Raw genomic sequence first — 17,810 nt, 5'->3', positions numbered from 1 at the left:
GCACGCCGGCACCCCGGCCCCCACCCAGGGCCGGCCCGGCTCCGCCGTACCGCACCACCCCGCCCGTCCCCGCGTCCGACCGACAGCGGGCGCCGGGCCGTGCTCACCCTCATCCACCACCCGAAGGATGGACCATGTTCGGACTCTCACCGTCCCAGGACGTCGTCTGGCTGCACGAGCAGATGCTGCCGGGCAGCCGTGCCTACAACTTCACGGCGTCGATCGACCTCTGGGGCCGGCTCGACGAGGCGGCCCTGCGCACCGCGCTCGGCGCCACCCTGGACCGGCACGCCGGCCTGCGCCTCGAACTCGTCGAGCGGCCGGGCGAGGTACCCGAACAGCGGGTACGCGAACGATGTACGCCGCGGATGCGCACCGTGGACCTGTCCCAGGAGGCCGACCCGGAGGCCGCGTTCCAGGAGCTGCTGCGGGCCGAGGCCGAGACGCCGCTCGACACCACCGAGGCGCCGCTGCTGCGCTGGTGCCTGGCCCGGCTGGGCGAGCGGCACCACCGTGTCGTGCACGTCGAGCACCACCTGATCCACGACGGTCACTCCTTCGCGATCCTGCTGGACGACGTGTTCACCGTGTACCGGGGTCAGGTGCTGGGCGAGCCGGTGGAGCTGTCGGCGGCACGCTCGTACGAGGAGCACGCGCGCGCCGCGGCCGTCGCCGACCGGCAGGCGAGCCTGGCGCACTGGACGGCCGAGCTGTCGGACGCCACCTTCGACCTGCCGCTGCCCGGTCTCGCCCGGCCCGGTGCGCAGCGCCGCCACGCGGGCGGGCAGCTCCGCCAGGCCATCGGTGCCGACCTGGCCGAGCGGCTGCGGGAGAGCAGCCGCGCCCAGGGGCACACGCCGTTCTCCACGCTGCTGAGCCTGTTCGCGGAGCTGTTGCGCCGGCACAGCGGACGGACCGACATCGTTGTCGGTACGGCGGTGGGCAACCGTCCGGTGGGCTTCGAGGGCACCGTCGGCATGTTCGTCAACACCATCCCGCTGCGCCTGCGGCCGGACCCGGCCGCCGCGGCGCTGGAGACGGTGGACGAGGTCACCGACACGCTGATCCGGGCGCTGCCGCACCAGGAGGTGCCGGTGCAGGAGCTGACCCGGGCGCTCGGGCGGCACACCTCCGGCGCGGACAACCCGCTGTTCAGCGTGATGTTCAGCGCGCACGACGCGGCGCTGCCGGAGATCGAGGTGCCGGAGCTGGAGGTGGCGCTCTACGAGGGCTTCAACACCGGTACCACGCGCTTCGACCTGGACCTGGTGCTGATGCCGGACGACCGGCGGACGGTCGGCCCACGGCAGGGCGCCGCGGGGATGACGCTGGTGTGGGACTACGACCGTGACCTGTTCGGCGAGGACGTGGTCCGGCTCCTGTCGGAACGTTTCCTCGACGTCCTGCGCGCCTACCTGGCGACGCCGGACGCGCCGCTGGCCTCCCTGGGGGCCTCGCTGGGAGCCGACCGGCAGGAGGCCGGTGCCGGTGACGCGGAGAGCGGTGCGGCCCTCCCCACCGACGAGGTGCTCGACCCGGTCGCCCGCCAGGACCCCGCCCGCCCGGCCCTCGTCGGCGGCGCCCAGAGCCTGACGTACGGTCAGCTCGGTGCCCAGGTCGACGACCTGGCGCGCCGGCTCCGCGCGGCCGGAGTGACCGAGGGCCGTCCGGTGGCCGCCGTCCTCCCGCGCGGCACGGACTCCGTCGTCACGCTGCTCGCCTGCCTGCGGACCGGCGCCGTGTACTGCCCCCTCTCCCCCAACGACCCGGCCACCCGCCTGAAGACGCTGGTGGAACGGCTGAACCCGGCGCTGGTGCTGGCCACCCGGGAGAGCGCGCTGTCCCTCCCGGCCGAAGGGCTGCCGGTGGCGCTGCTGGACGGCCCCGCGTTCCCCGAAGCTGCGGCCCCGGCTCAGGACGCGGGCCCGGACGCCTTCAAGGACGCCGCCTACGTGATCCACACCTCCGGCTCCACCGGCCTGCCCAAGCCGGTCGTAGTGAGCCGGGCGGCGCTGGCGCAGCACGCCCGCGCCACGGCGGACCGGTACGGCCTGACGGAGCGGGACCGGGTACTGCTCTTCGCCCAGCCGTCCTTCGACGTGGCGCTGGAGGAGGTGCTGCCGTCGCTGCTGGCCGGTGCCTGCCTGGTGCTGCCGCAGCGCGAGGTGCCCACCCCGGACGAGCTGACCGCGGTCCTCGCGGCCCGTCGCGTCACCGTCGCCAACCTGCCGACCAGCTACTTCCTCGCCGTACGGCAGGAGCTGGGCGAGGCGCTGCGGGACGGCCGCTGGGCGCCGCGCACGATCGTCCTGGGCGGTGAGCGGCTGCCGGTCGGTGCGCTGCGCGAGCTGTTCGACGCCGTGGACGCCGCCGCCGGGTCGCCGTCGGTCGCCGTCCTCAACGCGTACGGCGTGACCGAGGCGGCGATCACCAGCACCGTCCACGAGGTGACCCGCGCGGACCTGCGGGACGGTGCCGAGGTGCCGCTCGGCGTGGAACTGCCGGGCACCCGGGTGCATGTGCTCGACACCGGGCTGCGGCCGCTGCCCGCGGGCGCGGTCGGTGAACTGGCCGTCGCGGGCGCCGGGCTGGCCGACGGGTACTTCGGCAACGCGCAGGCCACCGCCGAGCGCTTCGTGACGCCGGACGCCCTGGGCGGCGAGCGGGTGTACCGCACCGGCGACCTCGGCTACCGGGACCTGGCCGGGCGGCTCTGCTTCCTGGGCCGCCGCGACAACCAGGTCAAGCTGCGCGGCTACCGCATCGAGCTGGAGGAGGTGGAGGCCGCCGCCTCCGCCGAGCTGGGCGGCCGGTCGTCCGCCGTCGTGCTGGACCCGGGCGGGCCCGCCGGGCCGCGGCTGATCGGCTTCCTGGAGTCCCGCGCCGGGGACGGTGCCGGCCTGGACGAGCAGGAGCTGCACGCCGCGCTGTCCCGCCGGCTGCCCACCGCGCTCGTTCCGTCCCGCTGGATACGGCTGGACGCCATGCCGACGCTGCAGGGCGGCAAGCCCGACCGCGCGGCCCTGACCCGCCGGGTGGCCGAACTGCCGCCCGAGGAGGCGGCCGGGAGCACCGCGGCCGAGGGGTCCGGTGAGCCCGCCGACCCGGAGGTGGCGCTGCTCGCCGAGGCGTGGCGTGAGGTGCTGGGCCACGACGACTTCACCCCGGCGTCGCACTTCTTCCAGATCGGCGGCCACTCCCTGCTGGCCGCGCAGCTCGCCGCCTGGCTGGAGCCCCGGCTCGGCAGCCGGCCGCCGCTGCGGCTGTTCTTCCAGAACCCGGTGCTGGCCGACCAGGCCCGTGCGGTGCGGGAGGTGGCGGCGTGAGCAGCTCCCCCTCGTCGGTCCTGGAGGCCGGCCACCGGGAACTGGTGGCGTCCTTCGAGACGTTCATACGCAAGGAGCTGGTGCCGCTGGCGGCGGACCTGCCGGAGGACGCCGACCTGCCCCCGGCCGAGCTGCGGGACTATGTGCGCCGTCGCTCGGCGGCCCTCGGCTTCTACGCGGGCGACTATCCCGAGGAGCTGGGCGGCTCCGGTATGCCGTTCACCGCCGTGGTGCTGCTGCACCACGCGGCGGGCCGCAGCGGCTGCCCCCTCGCGCCGTACGCCCTCGCCGGTTCCGACGGCCCGAGCCCGCTGCTGCGGCACGGTACCGCGGAGCAGATCGAGCGCTATCTCAAGCCGCTGGTGCGCGGCGAGGCGGTGCGCTGCCTGGCGCTGACCGAACCGCACGCGGGCTCGGACGCGTTCCAGCTCACCACCACGGCCGTGCGGGACGAGGCGACCGGCGAGTGGGTGCTCAAGGGCCGCAAGACCTTCGTGAGCAACGCGGACCGGGCGGACTTCACCCTGGTCATAGCCTCGGCCGGAGGTGAGCCGACGGCCTTCGTCGTGGAGGCGGGCAATCCGGGGCTGCGGATCGGGCAGCGGTACGACGGCATGTCGGGCGAGCCTCTGTACGAGCTGCTGCTGGAGGACGCGCGGGTGCCGGAGGACGCGGTGATCGGCGGCCCCGACGGGGTCGGTTCGGCGCTCGGCAACGGCATGGACAGCCTGTCCCGGGGCCGCCTGGTGGTGGCCGCGATGTGCGACGGCATCGCCGAGTACGCGCTGGAGCAGGGCATCGCGTACGCCCGTGAGCGGCGGGCCTTCGGCGAGCGCATCGGCGCGTACCAGCACGTGCAGGAGCACCTGGTGACCAGCCGCGCGGAGATCGAGGCGGCCAAGCTGCTGACGCTGGCCTGCGCGCGGCTGGTGGACGACGGCACGGAGGCGCCGGAGAACGCCGCGCTGGCCAAGCTGACCTCGTCGGAGACCGCGGTGCGGGTGGTGGACCGGGCCCTTCAGGTGCACGGCGCCACGGGGTGGGTGCGCGGGCACCCGCTGGAGTTCCTGTACCGCTATGTCCGGTCGATGACGATCATCGAGGGCACCTCGGAGATCCAGAAGGTGATCGTCGCCCGGTCCATGGGTCTCGGCTGAGCCGTCCGCCCCCTGGGGCCCCGGGGCCGGACCACCGCCCCCGGCCCCGCCCCTTTCGAATGCGTGAACTTGCGAACCGCAGAGGAATCATGAGTACTTCAGCGCACGAGCGTCCCGGCAGCAGTCCGCAGGACGACCTGCTCAGCATCGCGTACGGCGCCGCACCCGGTACGCCGGCGGGGGCCGCCGACCGGTCCGACATCCTCGCCCGGTACGAGCACTGGGTGCGCGGCACCCCCGACGCGCCTGCCGTCGAGGACGGCGAACTGTCCTGGAGCTACGCCGAGGTGGACGCCCTGGCGCACGTCGTGGCCGAGTCGCTGCGCGGCCGGGTGTCCCCCGGTGACCTGGTCGGTGTGTGCCTCGACCGCTCGGCCGCGCTGGTCGCGGTGGCGGTCGGGCTCGCCCGGCTCGGTGCCGTCTACCTGCCGCTGGGGCCGCGCCCCGGCGAGCACCGGCTGACGGCGGTGACCGAGCGGCTGGGCGTGGCCTGCCTCGTCGGCGACCCCGCGCTGCTGCCGACGGCGTACCGTACGGGGGCCGGGACGAGCACCCTGTCCCTGCCGCTGCCTTCCGAGGGCGCCAACGCGGCCGGCAGCGTCGTGGCCGCGTTCCGCGCCGGGCCCGTCACCGCCACCGCGCCGACCGCTCCGCCCGGCACCTTCTACGCCGTACTGACCTCGGGTTCCACCGGCACCCCGAAGGCCGTCGCGGTGGGCCGTCCGTCGCTCGGCTCGCTGCTGGACTGGTACCACGCGTACACCGGGGCCCGGCCCGGGGATCGGCACAGCCTGCTGATCGGGGTCTCCTTCGACCCGCACCTCAAGGAGCTGTGGGCGGCGCTCACCTCCGGTGGCACGCTGAGCGTGCCGCCCGAGGAGGTGCGCTGGGACCCGGACGCCCTCACCGGCTGGTGGCGGCGCGCCAGGGTGTCCGTCGCCATCCTGCCCACGCCGCTCGCCGAGACCGTCCTCGAACGGCCCTGGCCCGAACTCCCCGACCTGCGCCACCTGGTGGTGGGCGGCGACCGGCTGCGCCGCCGTCCCGCGCCGCAGGTCACGGCCCGGGTGCACAACGCCTACGGGCCCGCCGAGGCCACCGTCGTCACCACGGTGCACCACGTCGGGGCCGACGAGGGCGACACCGCTCCCCCGCCGATCGGCACACCTGTCGACGGCGCCGTCGTCTGCGTCACCGACGAGGCGGGCCGGGTGGTCCCGCGCGGCGAGGCCGGTGAACTGCGCATCGGCGGCGATGTGCTGTCGCTCGGCTACCTGGACGCGGACCTGACGGCGGCCCGTTTCGTGGCCCCGCCGGACGGCGTCACCGGGACCGCCCGGGTCTACCGCACCGGCGACCGGGTACGGATGCGGCCCGACGGGGTGCTGGACTTCCTCGGGCGGCTGGACGACCAGGTCAAGGTGAGCGGCGTACGCGTCGAACTCGCCGAGGTGGAGGCCGCGTTCGAGCACCACCCGGGCGTACGGCGGTCCGCGGTCGCCGTGCGGACCGCCACGGGCGGGGTCACCCGGCTCGTCGCCTTCGTCCTGCCCGTCCCCGGCGCGCCGGTGCCGACCGCGGACGAGCTGATCCGCGAGGCCCGCGGCTGGCTGCCCGAACAGGCCGTACCGGCCGTCGTACGGTTCCTCGACAGCTTCCCGCTGGACGCCAACGGCAAGGTCGACCGGGCCGCACTCCTGGCGGCCGAAGAGGCGGCGGCCGACGGAGCCGCGGCTCCGGAGGGTGACGGCACACCGCAGTCGCCGACCGAAGAACTGGTCCTGCGGCTCTGCCGCGACCTGCTCGGCAACCAGGTCCTCGGCACGGGCGACAACTTCGCCGCGGCCGGCGGCAACTCCCTGTCCACCGCCCGGCTGCTCACCGGCATCGAGGAGCACTGCGGCGTACGGCTGCGGGCGCCCGAGGTGCTGCGGCAGCCCGACCTGCGGGCGCTGGCGGCGCTGGTGGACACCCGGCGTGCCGCCGCCGACCTGGCGGGGGTGTGAGATGACGGCCCTCACGACCGGCCTGCCCGGACTCGTCGCGCACTTCGCCCGCACCACCCCCGACGCGCTCGCGGTGACCGACGGGGAAACGTTCCTGACGTACGCGGAACTCGCCGCGGAGGCCCGTGCCTTCGCCCGGGTGCTGCGGGACCGCGGCGTGCGCCCCGGCGCCGCCGTCGGCGTCCTGCTGCCGCACTCGGTGCCCCTCGTGGTCACCCAGCTCGCCGTCTGGTGGGCGGGCGGGCACTACGTACCGCTGGACGCCGACTACCCCGCGCCGCGCATCGCGACCATGCTGGAGACGGCCGGAGCGGCACTGACGGTCGGTGACAAGGACCTGGTGGAGGCGGCGGGCATCCCCGGTGACCGGGCGCTGCCGCCGCCCGCCCGCACGGCGGAACACACCGGGGACGACGCGCCCGCGCCCGCCGAAGACGCCTACGACCCGGACGCCGTCGCCTACGTGATGTTCACCTCCGGCTCGACCGGGCAGCCCAAGGGCGTGGCCGTCACCCACCAGGGCATCGCGCGCCTGGCGCACCGGCCGGAGTACGTGACCGTCACGCCCCGCGACCGGGTGCTGTTCCACTCCCCCGTCACGTTCGACGCCGCCGCCTTCGAGGTGTGGGCTCCGCTGGCCAACGGCGCCGCGGTCGCGGTCTCGACCGCCGACCGGCTCTCGCCGACCGGCCTGGCGCGGGACGCGGAGCGCCTCGGTGCGACCGTCACCGTGCTGACCACCGCTCTCTTCCACCACCTGGCCGCCCGCCGGTCCCCGCTCTTCGGGGTGCTGCGCGGCGTGCTGGTGGGCGGCGAGGCACTGTCCGCGCAGCACTCGCGCTCCGTACTGCGCGCCCACCCGTGGCTGGAACTGGTCAACGGGTACGGGCCGACCGAGGCGACCACCTTCGCCACGGCGCACCGCGTGACGGACGCCGACTGCGACGCCCCGCCGCCCATCGGCCGCCCGATCGCCGGGACGACCGCGTACGTCATGGACGAACACGGCCGACCGGTGGCGCCGGGCGTACGCGGCGAACTGTGGCTCGGCGGCCCGCGGCTGGCACTCGGCTACGTCGGACAGCCGGACCGTACGGCGGAAGCCTTCGTCGGCCACCCGACGGCCGGGCGGCTCTATCGCACCGGCGACGTGGTATCGGCGCGCCCCGACGGCACGCTGGACTTCCACGGCCGGACCGACGACCAGATCAAGGTCCGCGGCTTCCGGATCGAGCCGGGCGAGATCGAGCACGCGCTGCGCGAGCACACCGGGGTCGCCGACGCGGCCGTGGTCGTCCAGCGTCCGGCGCCGGACGACGCGCGGCTGGTGGCCTTCGTCGTACGGGAGGACGGTGCGGCCGCCGGAGCGGCGGCACTGCGCGCCCACCTGGAGGGCCGCCTGCCGGCCCATCTCGTGCCCAACGCGTGGGCGTTCGTGGACGCGCTCCCGATGACCGGCGTCGGCAAGGTGGACCGGCGGGCGCTGGCCGGCCGGACGGTGGAGGGGGGCGGGGAACCGGACGGTGGCGCGGAGGCCGGGAGCCCCCCGGCCGCTGTCGACGGCCTCTCGCCCCTCCAGCAGGTCGTCGCCGACCTGTGGAGCCAGGCCCTGGGCCACCCGGTGGACGACCCCGAGGCGGACTTCATCGCGCTCGGCGGGCACTCGCTGCTGGCGCTGTGCGTCGTGGAGGACCTCCGCGAGGACCTCGGCGTGGAGCTGTCGCTCGCCGACTTCTTCGCCGCCCCCACCGTCGCCGCCCAGGCGGCACACGTCGAACGGGCGCTGCTGCACCTGCACGAGGGCCCGGGCGCGCCCGGCGACGGGCCGACCGCCTCAACCGCTTCGGAGGACCTGCGATGACCACCGCTCCGGACACTGCCCGCGAGGCGGCGCTGCTGCGGATCGCCCGTCAGCGACAGGCCGCCAAGCGCGGAAGCGTGGCGCCTACGGACGCCACCGACACGCAAGACACAAAAGGCACAGAAGGTCCCGCACCGCTCTCCGCGGCCCAGCGCCGCATGTGGCTGATGGACCGTCTCGGCGGCAGCGGCGCCGCGTACCACGTACCGTTCGCGGCCCGGGTGCGCGGGCCGTTCGACCCGCAAGCCCTGGGGCGGGCGCTGACCGCTCTCGTACGCCGTCACGCGGTGCTGCGTATGCGGTACGGGCAGCGTGACGGCGAGCCGTACCAGGAGGCGCTGGACGCTGGTCCGGTGCCGGTCGAGGTGGTGACGGCGGACGGTGACGTGGCGGAGCTGCTGCGGGAGGCCGCAGAGCGGCCCTTCGACCTGGCGAGCGGTCCGGTGCTGCGCGCGCTGGCCGTACGGCATGCCGCCGAGGACCACACCGTGCTGCTGACGCTGCATCACATCGCCATCGACGGTGGCTCGCTGGCCATTGTCGCGCGCGAGCTGGGCGCGCTGTACGAGGCGGCGCTCGACGGTGACGACGCGCTGACCGGGGAGCTGCCCGGCACGCTCGCCACCCCGGCGCCGCAGTACGCGGACTACGCGCGCCGCGAGCACGCCGCTGTGGACGCCTTGGAGAACGGCCTGGAGTTCTGGCTAGGGCGACTCGCGGGCGCCCGGCCAGTGCCGCTGCCCGCCCCGGCCGCGGACTCCGGCGCCCCGGCCCGGCGCGGACAGGCCGCACTGCTCGCCGAGCCGCTGCCGCCCGCCGTCCTCGAAGGGCTGCGCGCGGTGGGCCGGGAGCACCGGAGCACGCTGTTCACCGTCGTCCTGGCCGCCGCGTACGCCGCCCTCTTGGAGCAGACGGGCCGTACGGACCTGGTGCTCGGCTGCGCGGGCAGCCACCGCGACCGGGCGGAGATCCGGGAGCTGGTCGGCCTGTGCGTGAACACCCTGCCCGTCCGGGTGGACGCGCGGAGCACCGGCACCTTCGGCGAGCTGCTGGACCGGGTACGGGACGCGCTGATGGAGGCGCAGCAGCACCGGGACGTGCCGTTCGACCTGATCGTCGAGCGGCTCGGCGCGGCGGCCCGCGGGGCGGACGGCCATCCGCTGGTGGACGTCACGGCCGATGTGCTGCGGGCGCCTGCCGCCCTGGAGCTGCCGGGTCTGGTGAGCGAACCGGTCGAGGTCGACCTGGAGACGGCCAAGTTCGGTCTCGGCTTCTACGTGGAGGAGGACCGCAGCGACGGCGCGCCGCCGCGCTGCCTGGTGCAGTACGACCGGGCGCGGCTCGACGAGCGGACGGCCCACCGGCTGCTGCGCGGCTTCGCCGACCTGCTGGCGGCGGTGGCCGCCGACCCCGGCCACCCGCTCGCCAGGCCGCAGTGCGCATCCGGCGCCCCGGACGGCGCGGCGACGGCCCACCCGGCAGAGCGGTGCCTCCGCGACCGGCCGGAAGTGGCCGAAGCCTTCCTGCTGGAGATCGACGGCCGCCCGCCGCTCGCGTACGTCGTGCCGAGCCGCACGGGCTCCCTCGACCCCATGGGCCTGCGGGCCGCGTTGCGTACACGGTTGGCTCCCGAGCTGGTCCCGGCCGCGGTGACGGTCCTGGACGTACTGCCGCGTACGGCCGACGGTGGCGTGGACCGCGGCCGTCTGCCGGGCGCACCGGCGACGGCCGCGCCCTCCGCAACCGTGGGAGTGCGCGGACAGGCCGTACTGGACGCGTTCGCCGAGCTGTTGGGGCGGCGGCCCGCGCTGGACGACGACTTCTTCCTGCTCGGCGGGCACTCGCTGCTGGCGGTGCAACTGGCCGACCGGCTGCGCGAACGGCTGGGCCTGCCGCTGACCGGCCTCGACGTGATGGAGCACCGGAGCCCGCGCGCCATCGCGGCCCTGCTGGACGAGCGGAGCGAGGAACGCGCGACGGCACTGGCCGCCGTACAGAGCGCGGCCCGGCCCGCGGACGCGCCTGCTCGTGCCGCGCGGCCTGCGGCGGCCCGCACCGGGACGGTCCTGGTCACCGGCGCCACCGGCGGCGTGGGCGCCTTCGTCCTGCGGGAGCTGGCGGCACGCGGCCGTCCCGTACGGGCGCTGGTACGGCCCGAGTCGGCGCACCTGCTCGCGGCGGACGGCATCGAGGTGTGCGAAGGGGACCTCGGCGACCCGGACAGCCTGCGGTCGGCCGCCGCCGGCGCGGACGCGGTGATCCACGCCGCCTGCACCTTCACCTCCCCCGAGGTGGACCTGGCGGCCATGCGCGCCGCGCTGGACGGGTGGCGGCGGGGCACCTTCGTCTTCGTCAGCAGCGTGGACGCGTACGGGCAGCCGCCGGTCACCGAGGTGACCGAGGAGACCGCGCCCACCGGGCCGTTCACCGCGTACGGCCGGGCCAAGCTCGACTGCGAACGGATGCTGCTGGAGGCCGCCGGGACCGGCGGGCGGGGCGCGGCCGCCGTGGTGCGGGTGCCCATCGTGTGGGGCCCGCACGCCAGGCTGCGCGACCAACTGCGCTGGGGCGCCACCGGCCAGTTCTTCCAGGCCGCGCGGAACGGCGAGCCGATCGAGCTGCCCGCACGGGAGCGCGGCTGGTACGGCGCGCCCTGGGTGCACGGCGCGGCGCTGGCCCGTGCGCTGGTGAGCTGCGTGGAGCGGCCGGGCGGCGGCGTGGTCAACGCGGTCGGCGGCCACGTCGACTGGCGCGACTTCGCCGCCGAGCTGATCCGGCTGCTCGGCAGCTCCAGCGAGATCCACGCCACGCATGCGGGCGCGGACGGCGCGGCGGAGCACGGCACCGGCGCGGCGGCCGGGCCGGACTTCCTGCTGCACCACCGCCGCCGCTACCGTCCCGCCCGCACGCTCGCGGACGAACTGACGGAGCGTCCGGGCGAGGACTGGCGGTCGGTGCTCGCCGCGATGCTGGAGGTCTGACCGGCTGTCGGAGCCGTCGGCCGGACGGGCTTTTCCTGCTTTTCGCAGATTCCTGTCTCCCCGACGGCACCGATGCCGCGCATCGGCCGTCTTCTTGGGTGCGGCGCTGCTCTCTCCCCCAGGAGCAGTGCCGCTTCGCGCCCAGAAGGCGTCCGTCCCCGCCCCCACCTGAGGAGACACCGTCCGATGCGCGTCGCTCCGGCCCTCCCCCGTACGCTCGCCGCCCTGGCCCTGGTCGTCGTGCCGGCCCTCGGTACGGCGCTCCCCGCGACGGCCGCCGCACCCGACGTCACCGACACGGTCACCTACACCCCGCAGGAGCGCCGAGCGGCCCTGGCTCACTGGACCCCGGCCCGTATGAAGGAGGTCGGCAGCGCCGTCGATCTCGGGCCGACCGGCCCGCTGACCAAGAAGTGGACCGGCGCGCCGGTGAAGACCGTCGGCCGGCTCTTCTTCGTCAACCAGAAGGGCGAGGACACGTACTGCACCGCCACCGCGGTCAAGAGCGGCAACCGCTCGGTGGTCATGGCCGCCGGGCACTGCGCGCGGCTGCCCGCCTCCCCCGACAACACCTACTCCGACCTGGTGTTCGTCCCGGGGTACGACAAGGGCGCGCGCCCGTACGGCGTCTTTCCGGTGCGCGCTTCCGTCACGCCGCGCTCGTGGGCGCAGGACGGGGAGAACGACATCGCCGCATTCACCGTGGACCCGGTGGGCGGCCGTACGCTCACCGCCACGGTCGGCGGCCAGCCGGTGGCCTTCGGCCGTCCGGCGGGCGGCCGGATCACCGCGTTCGGCTACCCGGCCACCCGTCCGCAGCGCGGCGAGGAACTGCTGTACTGCGCGGGCCCGTCGAAGGCCGCGCCGCGCCAGGAACTGAGCGTTCCCTGCGACATGAGCGGCGGTGCGAGCGGCGGCCCCTGGCTCGCCGACTTCGACCCGCGCACTGGCCTGGGCACGCTCGTCTCGGTCAACAGCCACGGCGACGCGCTGGACCACAGCACCGCGATGTACGGTCCCGTGCTCGGCGCCACCGCGCGGCAGGTCCACGAACGGGCCGAGCGCGCCTGAGGCGACGAGGGGCGGCCCGCAGGGCGCCTCACTCCGAAGCCGTTGGGAGGGCTACCCCGCAGCCTCCAGGAGGCGCCGCACCCGCAGCCCGTCCGGTGCGACAGCGGTCGTCAGCACGGCAGGCCCGGCCAGCGGGCTGCGGATGCCCTGCCCTTCCCCGGGTCCCGTGCCGAGCAGCAGCACCTCGGCCGGCCGGTCGTCGTACGCCGGGTCCACGACCAGCAACTGGCCCGTGGCCCGGTTGCCGGCGAGGACCGCGGCGGTGTCCCAGCCCGGGGCGCCGGGCCCGTACGCCGTCTCCTGGTCGAGCAGCGTACGTCCGGCCCGGCGGACCGTGAGGCGGCTGCTCAGCCGTCCGGTCCGTTCCCCGCTGCGCCCCAGCACCTGCTCCTCCCGCAGCACGAGCCGCGCGGTCGGCGCGAGGTGCACGGTCGTCGTCATCCGCAGGTCGCTGCCCTCGGCGGAGATGAGCGGTTCCGGCAGCCACTCCAGCCGGGCCCCTTCGCCGACGGTCAGCTCCACGTCGTACGTGGCGTGTCCGCCGGTACGGCCCGGCAGCGCGACGGTCGCCGCGGCCGCCGTGACGCACAGGTCGGCGCCGTCCTCGGCGGTCACCTCGACGCGCAGCCGGTCGCCGCCGAGCGGGGCGCTCATGGCGCCGACGACGCACACCCGGGCCTGCTTCCCGTACGCACGGACGCGGCGCAGCGCGAGCGGCCCCTCGCTGTCCAGTACGGGCAGGCAGGTCGTGCCGTCGGTGCCGGCCCGCGCGGTGATGCGGGCCGTGGCGCGCAGCCCGTGCGCCACCGGAGCGGGGTCGGGCACGCGTACCGGCCCGGGGTCCCGGGGCCGGGTCCGCTCGGGAGGCGCGAGGGTCATGCGGGGCCCGCGGTCCAGTCGGCGAGGCGTGCGCGGACCCAGTCCGTCACCGGCTGGACGCCGTTCTCGCCCTTGAGCGAGGTGAAGGTGACGGGCAGGTCGCCGCGCTGGGCCTTGGCGTCGCGGGCCATGCCCTCCAGGTCGACGCCGACGTACGGGGCGAGGTCGGTCTTGTTGATCACGAGGAGGTCGGCGGTGGTGACGCCCGGGCCGCCCTTGCGCGGGATGTCGTCGCCGCCCGCCACGTCGATAACGAAGATCTGCGCGTCCACCAGGCCCTTGGAGAAGGTGGCGGTGAGGTTGTCGCCGCCGGACTCCACCAGGATCAGGTCCAGCGGTCCGACCGCGTCCTCCAGGTCCTCGACGGCTTCGAGGTTGGCGGAGATGTCGTCGCGGATGGCGGTGTGCGGGCAGGCGCCGGTCTCCACGGCCGTGATGCGCTCGGCCGGCAGCACCGCCTCGCGCAGCAGGAACTCGGCGTCCTCCCGGGTGTAGATGTCGTTGGTCACCACCGCCAGGGACAGCTCGTCGCGCAGTGCGCGGCACAGCGCGGCGACGGTGGCCGTCTTGCCGGTGCCCACCGGACCGCCCAGCCCGATCCGCAGCGCACGCCGGGTGCCGTCGGAACGCACGGGGGACGCGGCGCTGTAGCTGTGCCGGTGCGGGAAGCGTTCGTCGAGGTCGTGGTCGAGATGCATGTCGGCTCCGTGAATCGTTTCGGTACGGGTAGCGGTGGGGTTGCGGGGGCGGACGGTGTCAGGGACGGAGCAGGGCTACGAGGCGAAGAGCCGTACCGGCCAGGCCGCGTGCTGCTCGGCGGTGATGTCGAGCAGCGGCGCGGACGCCGCCGGCAGCGCGCCGATGCCTTCCAGGGGCACCCGGCGTGCCGCTTCGACGGCCTGCTCGGCGACCCGGTCGAGCGGTGCCGCCAGCCGGGCCAGGACCGCGGTCGCGTCGAACGGGTCCAGGCTCAGCAGGCGTACGGCGGCGGTGGCCGGGCCGCTGACGTTCTCGTAGGCGGCGGCACCGGCCGCGTCCAGCGGGTCCAGCCCGGCCGACCGGGCCGCCAGCCCCAGTACCACGGGCTGATGCGCGCCGCGCGGCCGGGCGGCGGCCAGCGCGTCCAGCTCGGCCGAGGGCCAGGTGGCCCGGGCCGCTCGCATCATCTGCCGCCCGAGCCGGCGCGCCGTGTGCCGCAACGCCGGTACGGGCGTGCGGGCGTCGGCCGCCTCGTCCAGCGCGAGCGGGTCGCACCCGGCCGCCGCCGCGGCTGCCAGCGCGGCCGCGACCAGTCCCGCGGTGTGCAGCCGCCCCCGGCAGAACTCCTCCAGACTCGCCGCGTCCCGGATGCGTCCCGCCTCGACGGCCGCCTCGGCACCGCCGGAGTGCGCGTGCCCGCCCGCCGGGAACCGGCCGTCCGCCAGGACCAGCAGCGCTGCCCTGCTCATCGCCGTACCTCCTGCTCCGGCCGCTCGTTCATGCCCGGCCCGTTCAGAAGAGGAAGTAACGCTGGGCCATGGGCAGTTCGGCGGCCGGAGCGGGCTCGACCACGTCGCCGTCGATGGCGACCGTGAAGGTGTCGGGATCGACGTGGACGCGGGGCAGCGCGTCGTTGTTGCGCATGTCCGCCTTGGTCACGCCGCGGGTGCTGCGGATGGCGTGGAAGGACTTGGCCAGTCCGAGCCGTTCCGGCAGTCCGTCCGCGACGGCCTGCTCGGACACGAAGTTGACGGAGTTGCTGCCCGGCGCCCGGCCGATGGCCCCGAACATCGGGCGGGGCAGCACCGGCTGCGGGGTGGGGATGGAGGCGTTGGCGTCGCCCATCTGCGCGTACGCGATCTGACCGCCCTTGAGGACGAGCTGCGGCTTGACGCCGAAGAACGCCGGGTCCCAGAGCACCAGGTCGGCCAGCTTGCCCTCCTCGACCGAGCCGACCTCGTGGTCGATGCCCTGGGCGACGGCCGGATTGATGGTGTACTTCGCGACGTAACGGCGGGCACGGGCGTTGTCCGCGTGCAGGTCGCCGGGCAGGGTGCCGCGCCGCTTCTTCATCACGTGCGCGGTCTGCCAGGTCCGCAGCACGACCTCGCCGATGCGGCCCATCGCCTGGGCGTCGGACGACATGATCGAGATGGCGCCGAGGTCGTGCAGGATGTCCTCGGCCGCAATGGTGGAGGGCCGGATACGGGACTCGGCGAACGCCAGGTCCTCCGGGACGGCCGGGTTGAGGTGGTGGCAGACCATCAGCATGTCGAGGTGCTCCTCGACGGTGTTGACGGTGTGCGGCCGGGTCGGGTTGGTGGAGGCGGGCAGCACGTTCGGCTCGGAGACCATGGCGATCATGTCGGGCGCGTGCCCGCCGCCGGCGCCCTCGACGTGGTACGCGTGGATGCCGCGGCCCCCGATGGCGGCCAGGGTGTCCTGGAGGAATCCGGCCTCGTTCAGGGTGTCGGTGTGGATGGCCAGTTGCGCGCCGCTCTCCTCGCAGACCCGCAGACAGGCGTCGAGCACGGCGGGGGTGGCGCCCCAGTCCTCGTGGATCTTGAACCCGAGGACGCCGGCCCGCAGTTGGTCCCGCATCGAGGCGGCGGACATGGTGTTGCCCTTGCCCAGCAGCCCCACGTTGACGGGCAGTCCGTCCATCGACTCGAACATCCGGGCCACGTGCCAGGCGCCGGGGGTGATGGTGGTGGCCTTGCTGCCCTCGGCCGGGCCGGTGCCGCCGCCGACCAGGGTGGTCACGCCGGACGCGAGCGCCTCGTCCACCTGCTGGGGGCAGATGAAGTGCACATGGGTGTCGACGGCACCGGCGGTGAGGATCTTGCCGTTGCCCGCGATGACCTCGGTCTCCGGGCCGATCACCAGATCGGGGTGGACGCCGTCCATGGTGTCCGGGTTGCCGGCCTTGCCCAGCGCGGTGATCCGGCCGTCCCGGATGCCGACGTCCGCCTTGACCACACCCCAGTGGTCCAGCACGACCGCGCCGGTGATCACGGTGTCGGGCGCGCCCTCGGCGCGGGTGGCGCGGGACTGGCCCATGGACTCGCGGATCACCTTGCCGCCGCCGAAGACCGCCTCGTCACCGGCCCGGCCGGGGCCGCCCGCCCGGTCCTCGGTGATCTCGACGAGCAGGTCGGTGTCGGCCAGCCGCACCCGGTCGCCCACGGTCGGGCCGTACAGATCGGTGTAGGCGGGGCGGGTCAGGTCAGCCATCGAGCGAGCCTCCGGTCTCGCCGCGCAGGCCCGCGACGATCCGCTTGCCCCCGACGGGGACGAGTTCGATCTCGGTGGGGATACCGGGCTCGAAGCGCACGGCGGAGCCGGCGGGGACGTTCAGCCGCTTGCCGTGCGCGGCCGCACGGTCGAAGTCGAGGCCCGGGTTGGCCTCGGCAAAGTGGTAGTGGGAGCCGACCTGGACGGGGCGGTCGGCGGCGTTCAGGACGGTCAGCCGGGTGACGGGGAGCCCGGGGTTCAGGCGTACCGGGTCGTCGGCGTGCAGGATCTGGCCGGGAATCATGGTCGCTGCTCCCGCGCTCAGTTGATGGGCTCGTGGACGGTGACCAGCTTGGTCCCGTCGGGGAAGGTGGCCTCGACCTGTACGTCGTGGATCATCTCCGGGACGCCCTCCATGACCTCTTCCCGGGTGAGCACCTTGCGCCCGGTCGACATCAGCTCGGCGACCGTACGGCCATCCCGCGCGCCTTCGAGGATGTGGACGGTCAGCAGCGCGACGGCCTCCGGGTGGTTGAGCCGTACCCCGCGGGAGCGCCGCTTCTCGGCCACGTCGGCCGCCACATGGATCATCAGGCGTTCCTGCTCGTGCGGGGTCAGTTGCATACCTTCACCTCACCGTCTTCGAGCTGGGCGCATCCGCCCAGGTCACGGGTGGCGATACACCCGCAAAAGCAGATGTATCACACAGTAATTAAAGGCGGAGCAAACTGCTCACCAGCTCCGCTCCATCAATGACCCGTCGGCCGCAGGTTAGTTCGGCGCCGTTTCACCGGCGTTAACGCGGCGGGTCGGCGGCGGAACTTCACCGGCCGGACCCCACAGGCGGCACGAGGCGGTCCACACACCCCTCGGATTTATCATGCTCATGTCAAACACTGGAGCCGCACCGCCGCCCCGATCGCCCGCAGCGGCGGACAGCCCGCGTCCAGCCGTCCGCGCCGCCCGGTCAGTGCTCCGCGGCCCCCGAGCCGCTGTGCTCCCCCGCCGCACCGCGGTGTTCCGCCGCGATGCCGAAGCGCCCCCACTCGGCGGGCGGAGCCGGAAACGGCCGCACCGAGGAAACCGTGCTGATCACCTGCTCCTCCGCCGCTGCCTCCTCCGCTTCCCGGCACGCGTCGAGGCGCTCCAGGTCGGCGGCGGACACCAGCCCCACCAGGGGCTTGCCGTGGCGCGTGACGACCACCCGCTCGCCGCCGTAGACGACGCGGTTGATCAGGTCCGCCAACTCCGCCCGGGCCTGCGTCACCGGAATCTCATAAGCCATGCTCCTAGCTTAGGTCGCGTCCACGACATCC

General features: G+C 74.8%; 13 protein-coding genes. 6 read left to right on the top strand and 7 right to left on the bottom strand.

The window, feature by feature from the left end; all coding sequences use genetic code 11:
• Positions 1-134 precede the first annotated feature (134 nt).
• The 6 genes from EJG53_RS37900 to EJG53_RS37875 all read left to right on the top strand — a co-directional run bounded on the left by EJG53_RS37900 (position 135) and on the right by EJG53_RS37875 (position 12,402).
• Entirely contained in the window at positions 135-3,326 is a 3,192-nt protein-coding gene (locus tag EJG53_RS37900; protein ID WP_125048677.1) for a non-ribosomal peptide synthetase, read from the top strand.
• On the top strand, positions 3,323-4,483 hold the full coding sequence (locus EJG53_RS37895; RefSeq protein WP_125048676.1) for an acyl-CoA dehydrogenase family protein: 1,161 nt from the start codon (positions 3,323-3,325) through the stop codon (positions 4,481-4,483). Before EJG53_RS37900 ends, EJG53_RS37895 begins: the two co-directional genes overlap by 4 nt.
• An 89-nt stretch (positions 4,484-4,572) precedes the next feature.
• Entirely contained in the window at positions 4,573-6,489 is a 1,917-nt protein-coding gene (locus EJG53_RS37890; RefSeq protein ID WP_125048675.1) for a non-ribosomal peptide synthetase, read from the top strand.
• A gap of 1 nt (position 6,490) precedes the next feature.
• Positions 6,491-8,350 (top strand): non-ribosomal peptide synthetase, encoded by a 1,860-nt coding sequence (locus EJG53_RS37885; RefSeq protein WP_125048674.1) that lies wholly within the window; start codon positions 6,491-6,493, stop codon positions 8,348-8,350.
• Positions 8,347-11,331 (top strand): condensation domain-containing protein, encoded by a 2,985-nt coding sequence (locus EJG53_RS37880; RefSeq protein ID WP_125048673.1) that lies wholly within the window; start codon positions 8,347-8,349, stop codon positions 11,329-11,331. The genes EJG53_RS37885 and EJG53_RS37880 overlap by 4 nt, the downstream gene beginning before the upstream one ends.
• Before the next feature lie 186 nt (positions 11,332-11,517).
• The gene (locus EJG53_RS37875) at positions 11,518-12,402 is read left to right on the top strand and encodes a trypsin-like serine peptidase (RefSeq protein WP_125048672.1); all 885 of its coding nucleotides are present in this window, start codon (positions 11,518-11,520) and stop codon (positions 12,400-12,402) included.
• A gap of 51 nt (positions 12,403-12,453) precedes the next feature.
• Here the strand turns inward: EJG53_RS37875 and EJG53_RS37870 are convergent, their stop codons facing one another.
• The 7 genes from EJG53_RS37870 to EJG53_RS37840 all read right to left on the bottom strand — a co-directional run bounded on the left by EJG53_RS37870 (position 12,454) and on the right by EJG53_RS37840 (position 17,779).
• Complete coding sequence (locus EJG53_RS37870; RefSeq protein ID WP_125048671.1) at positions 12,454-13,281, bottom strand: urease accessory protein UreD; 828 nt, start codon at positions 13,279-13,281, stop codon at positions 12,454-12,456.
• On the bottom strand, positions 13,278-13,979 hold the full coding sequence (gene ureG, locus EJG53_RS37865) for an urease accessory protein UreG (protein WP_125048670.1): 702 nt from the start codon (positions 13,977-13,979) through the stop codon (positions 13,278-13,280). The genes EJG53_RS37870 and ureG overlap by 4 nt, the downstream gene beginning before the upstream one ends.
• 75 nt (positions 13,980-14,054) lie before the next feature.
• Positions 14,055-14,729 (bottom strand): urease accessory protein UreF, encoded by a 675-nt coding sequence (locus EJG53_RS37860; protein ID WP_125048669.1) that lies wholly within the window; start codon positions 14,727-14,729, stop codon positions 14,055-14,057.
• 43 nt (positions 14,730-14,772) lie between these two features.
• Positions 14,773-16,494 carry an urease subunit alpha gene (locus tag EJG53_RS37855; protein ID WP_125048668.1) on the bottom strand — a complete coding sequence of 574 codons (1,722 nt, stop codon included), beginning with the start codon at positions 16,492-16,494 and terminating at the stop codon, positions 14,773-14,775.
• Entirely contained in the window at positions 16,487-16,798 is a 312-nt protein-coding gene (locus EJG53_RS37850; protein WP_125048667.1) for an urease subunit beta, read from the bottom strand. Before EJG53_RS37850 ends, EJG53_RS37855 begins: the two co-directional genes overlap by 8 nt.
• A 17-nt stretch (positions 16,799-16,815) precedes the next feature.
• A complete protein-coding gene (locus tag EJG53_RS37845; RefSeq protein WP_030017664.1) occupies positions 16,816-17,118 on the bottom strand; it encodes an urease subunit gamma in 303 nt (100 codons plus the stop codon).
• A gap of 343 nt (positions 17,119-17,461) precedes the next feature.
• Positions 17,462-17,779, bottom strand: coding sequence for a type II toxin-antitoxin system Phd/YefM family antitoxin (locus EJG53_RS37840; RefSeq protein ID WP_125048666.1), 318 nt, complete (start codon positions 17,777-17,779; stop codon positions 17,462-17,464).
• Positions 17,780-17,810: the final 31 nt, after the last annotated feature.

The organism is Streptomyces chrestomyceticus JCM 4735 (genome assembly GCF_003865135.1).
Classification (GTDB): Bacteria; Actinomycetota; Actinomycetes; order Streptomycetales; family Streptomycetaceae; genus Streptomyces; species Streptomyces chrestomyceticus.
Note: the sequence above shows the minus strand (reverse complement) of the source record. Positions and strands in the feature narration are given on the sequence as shown.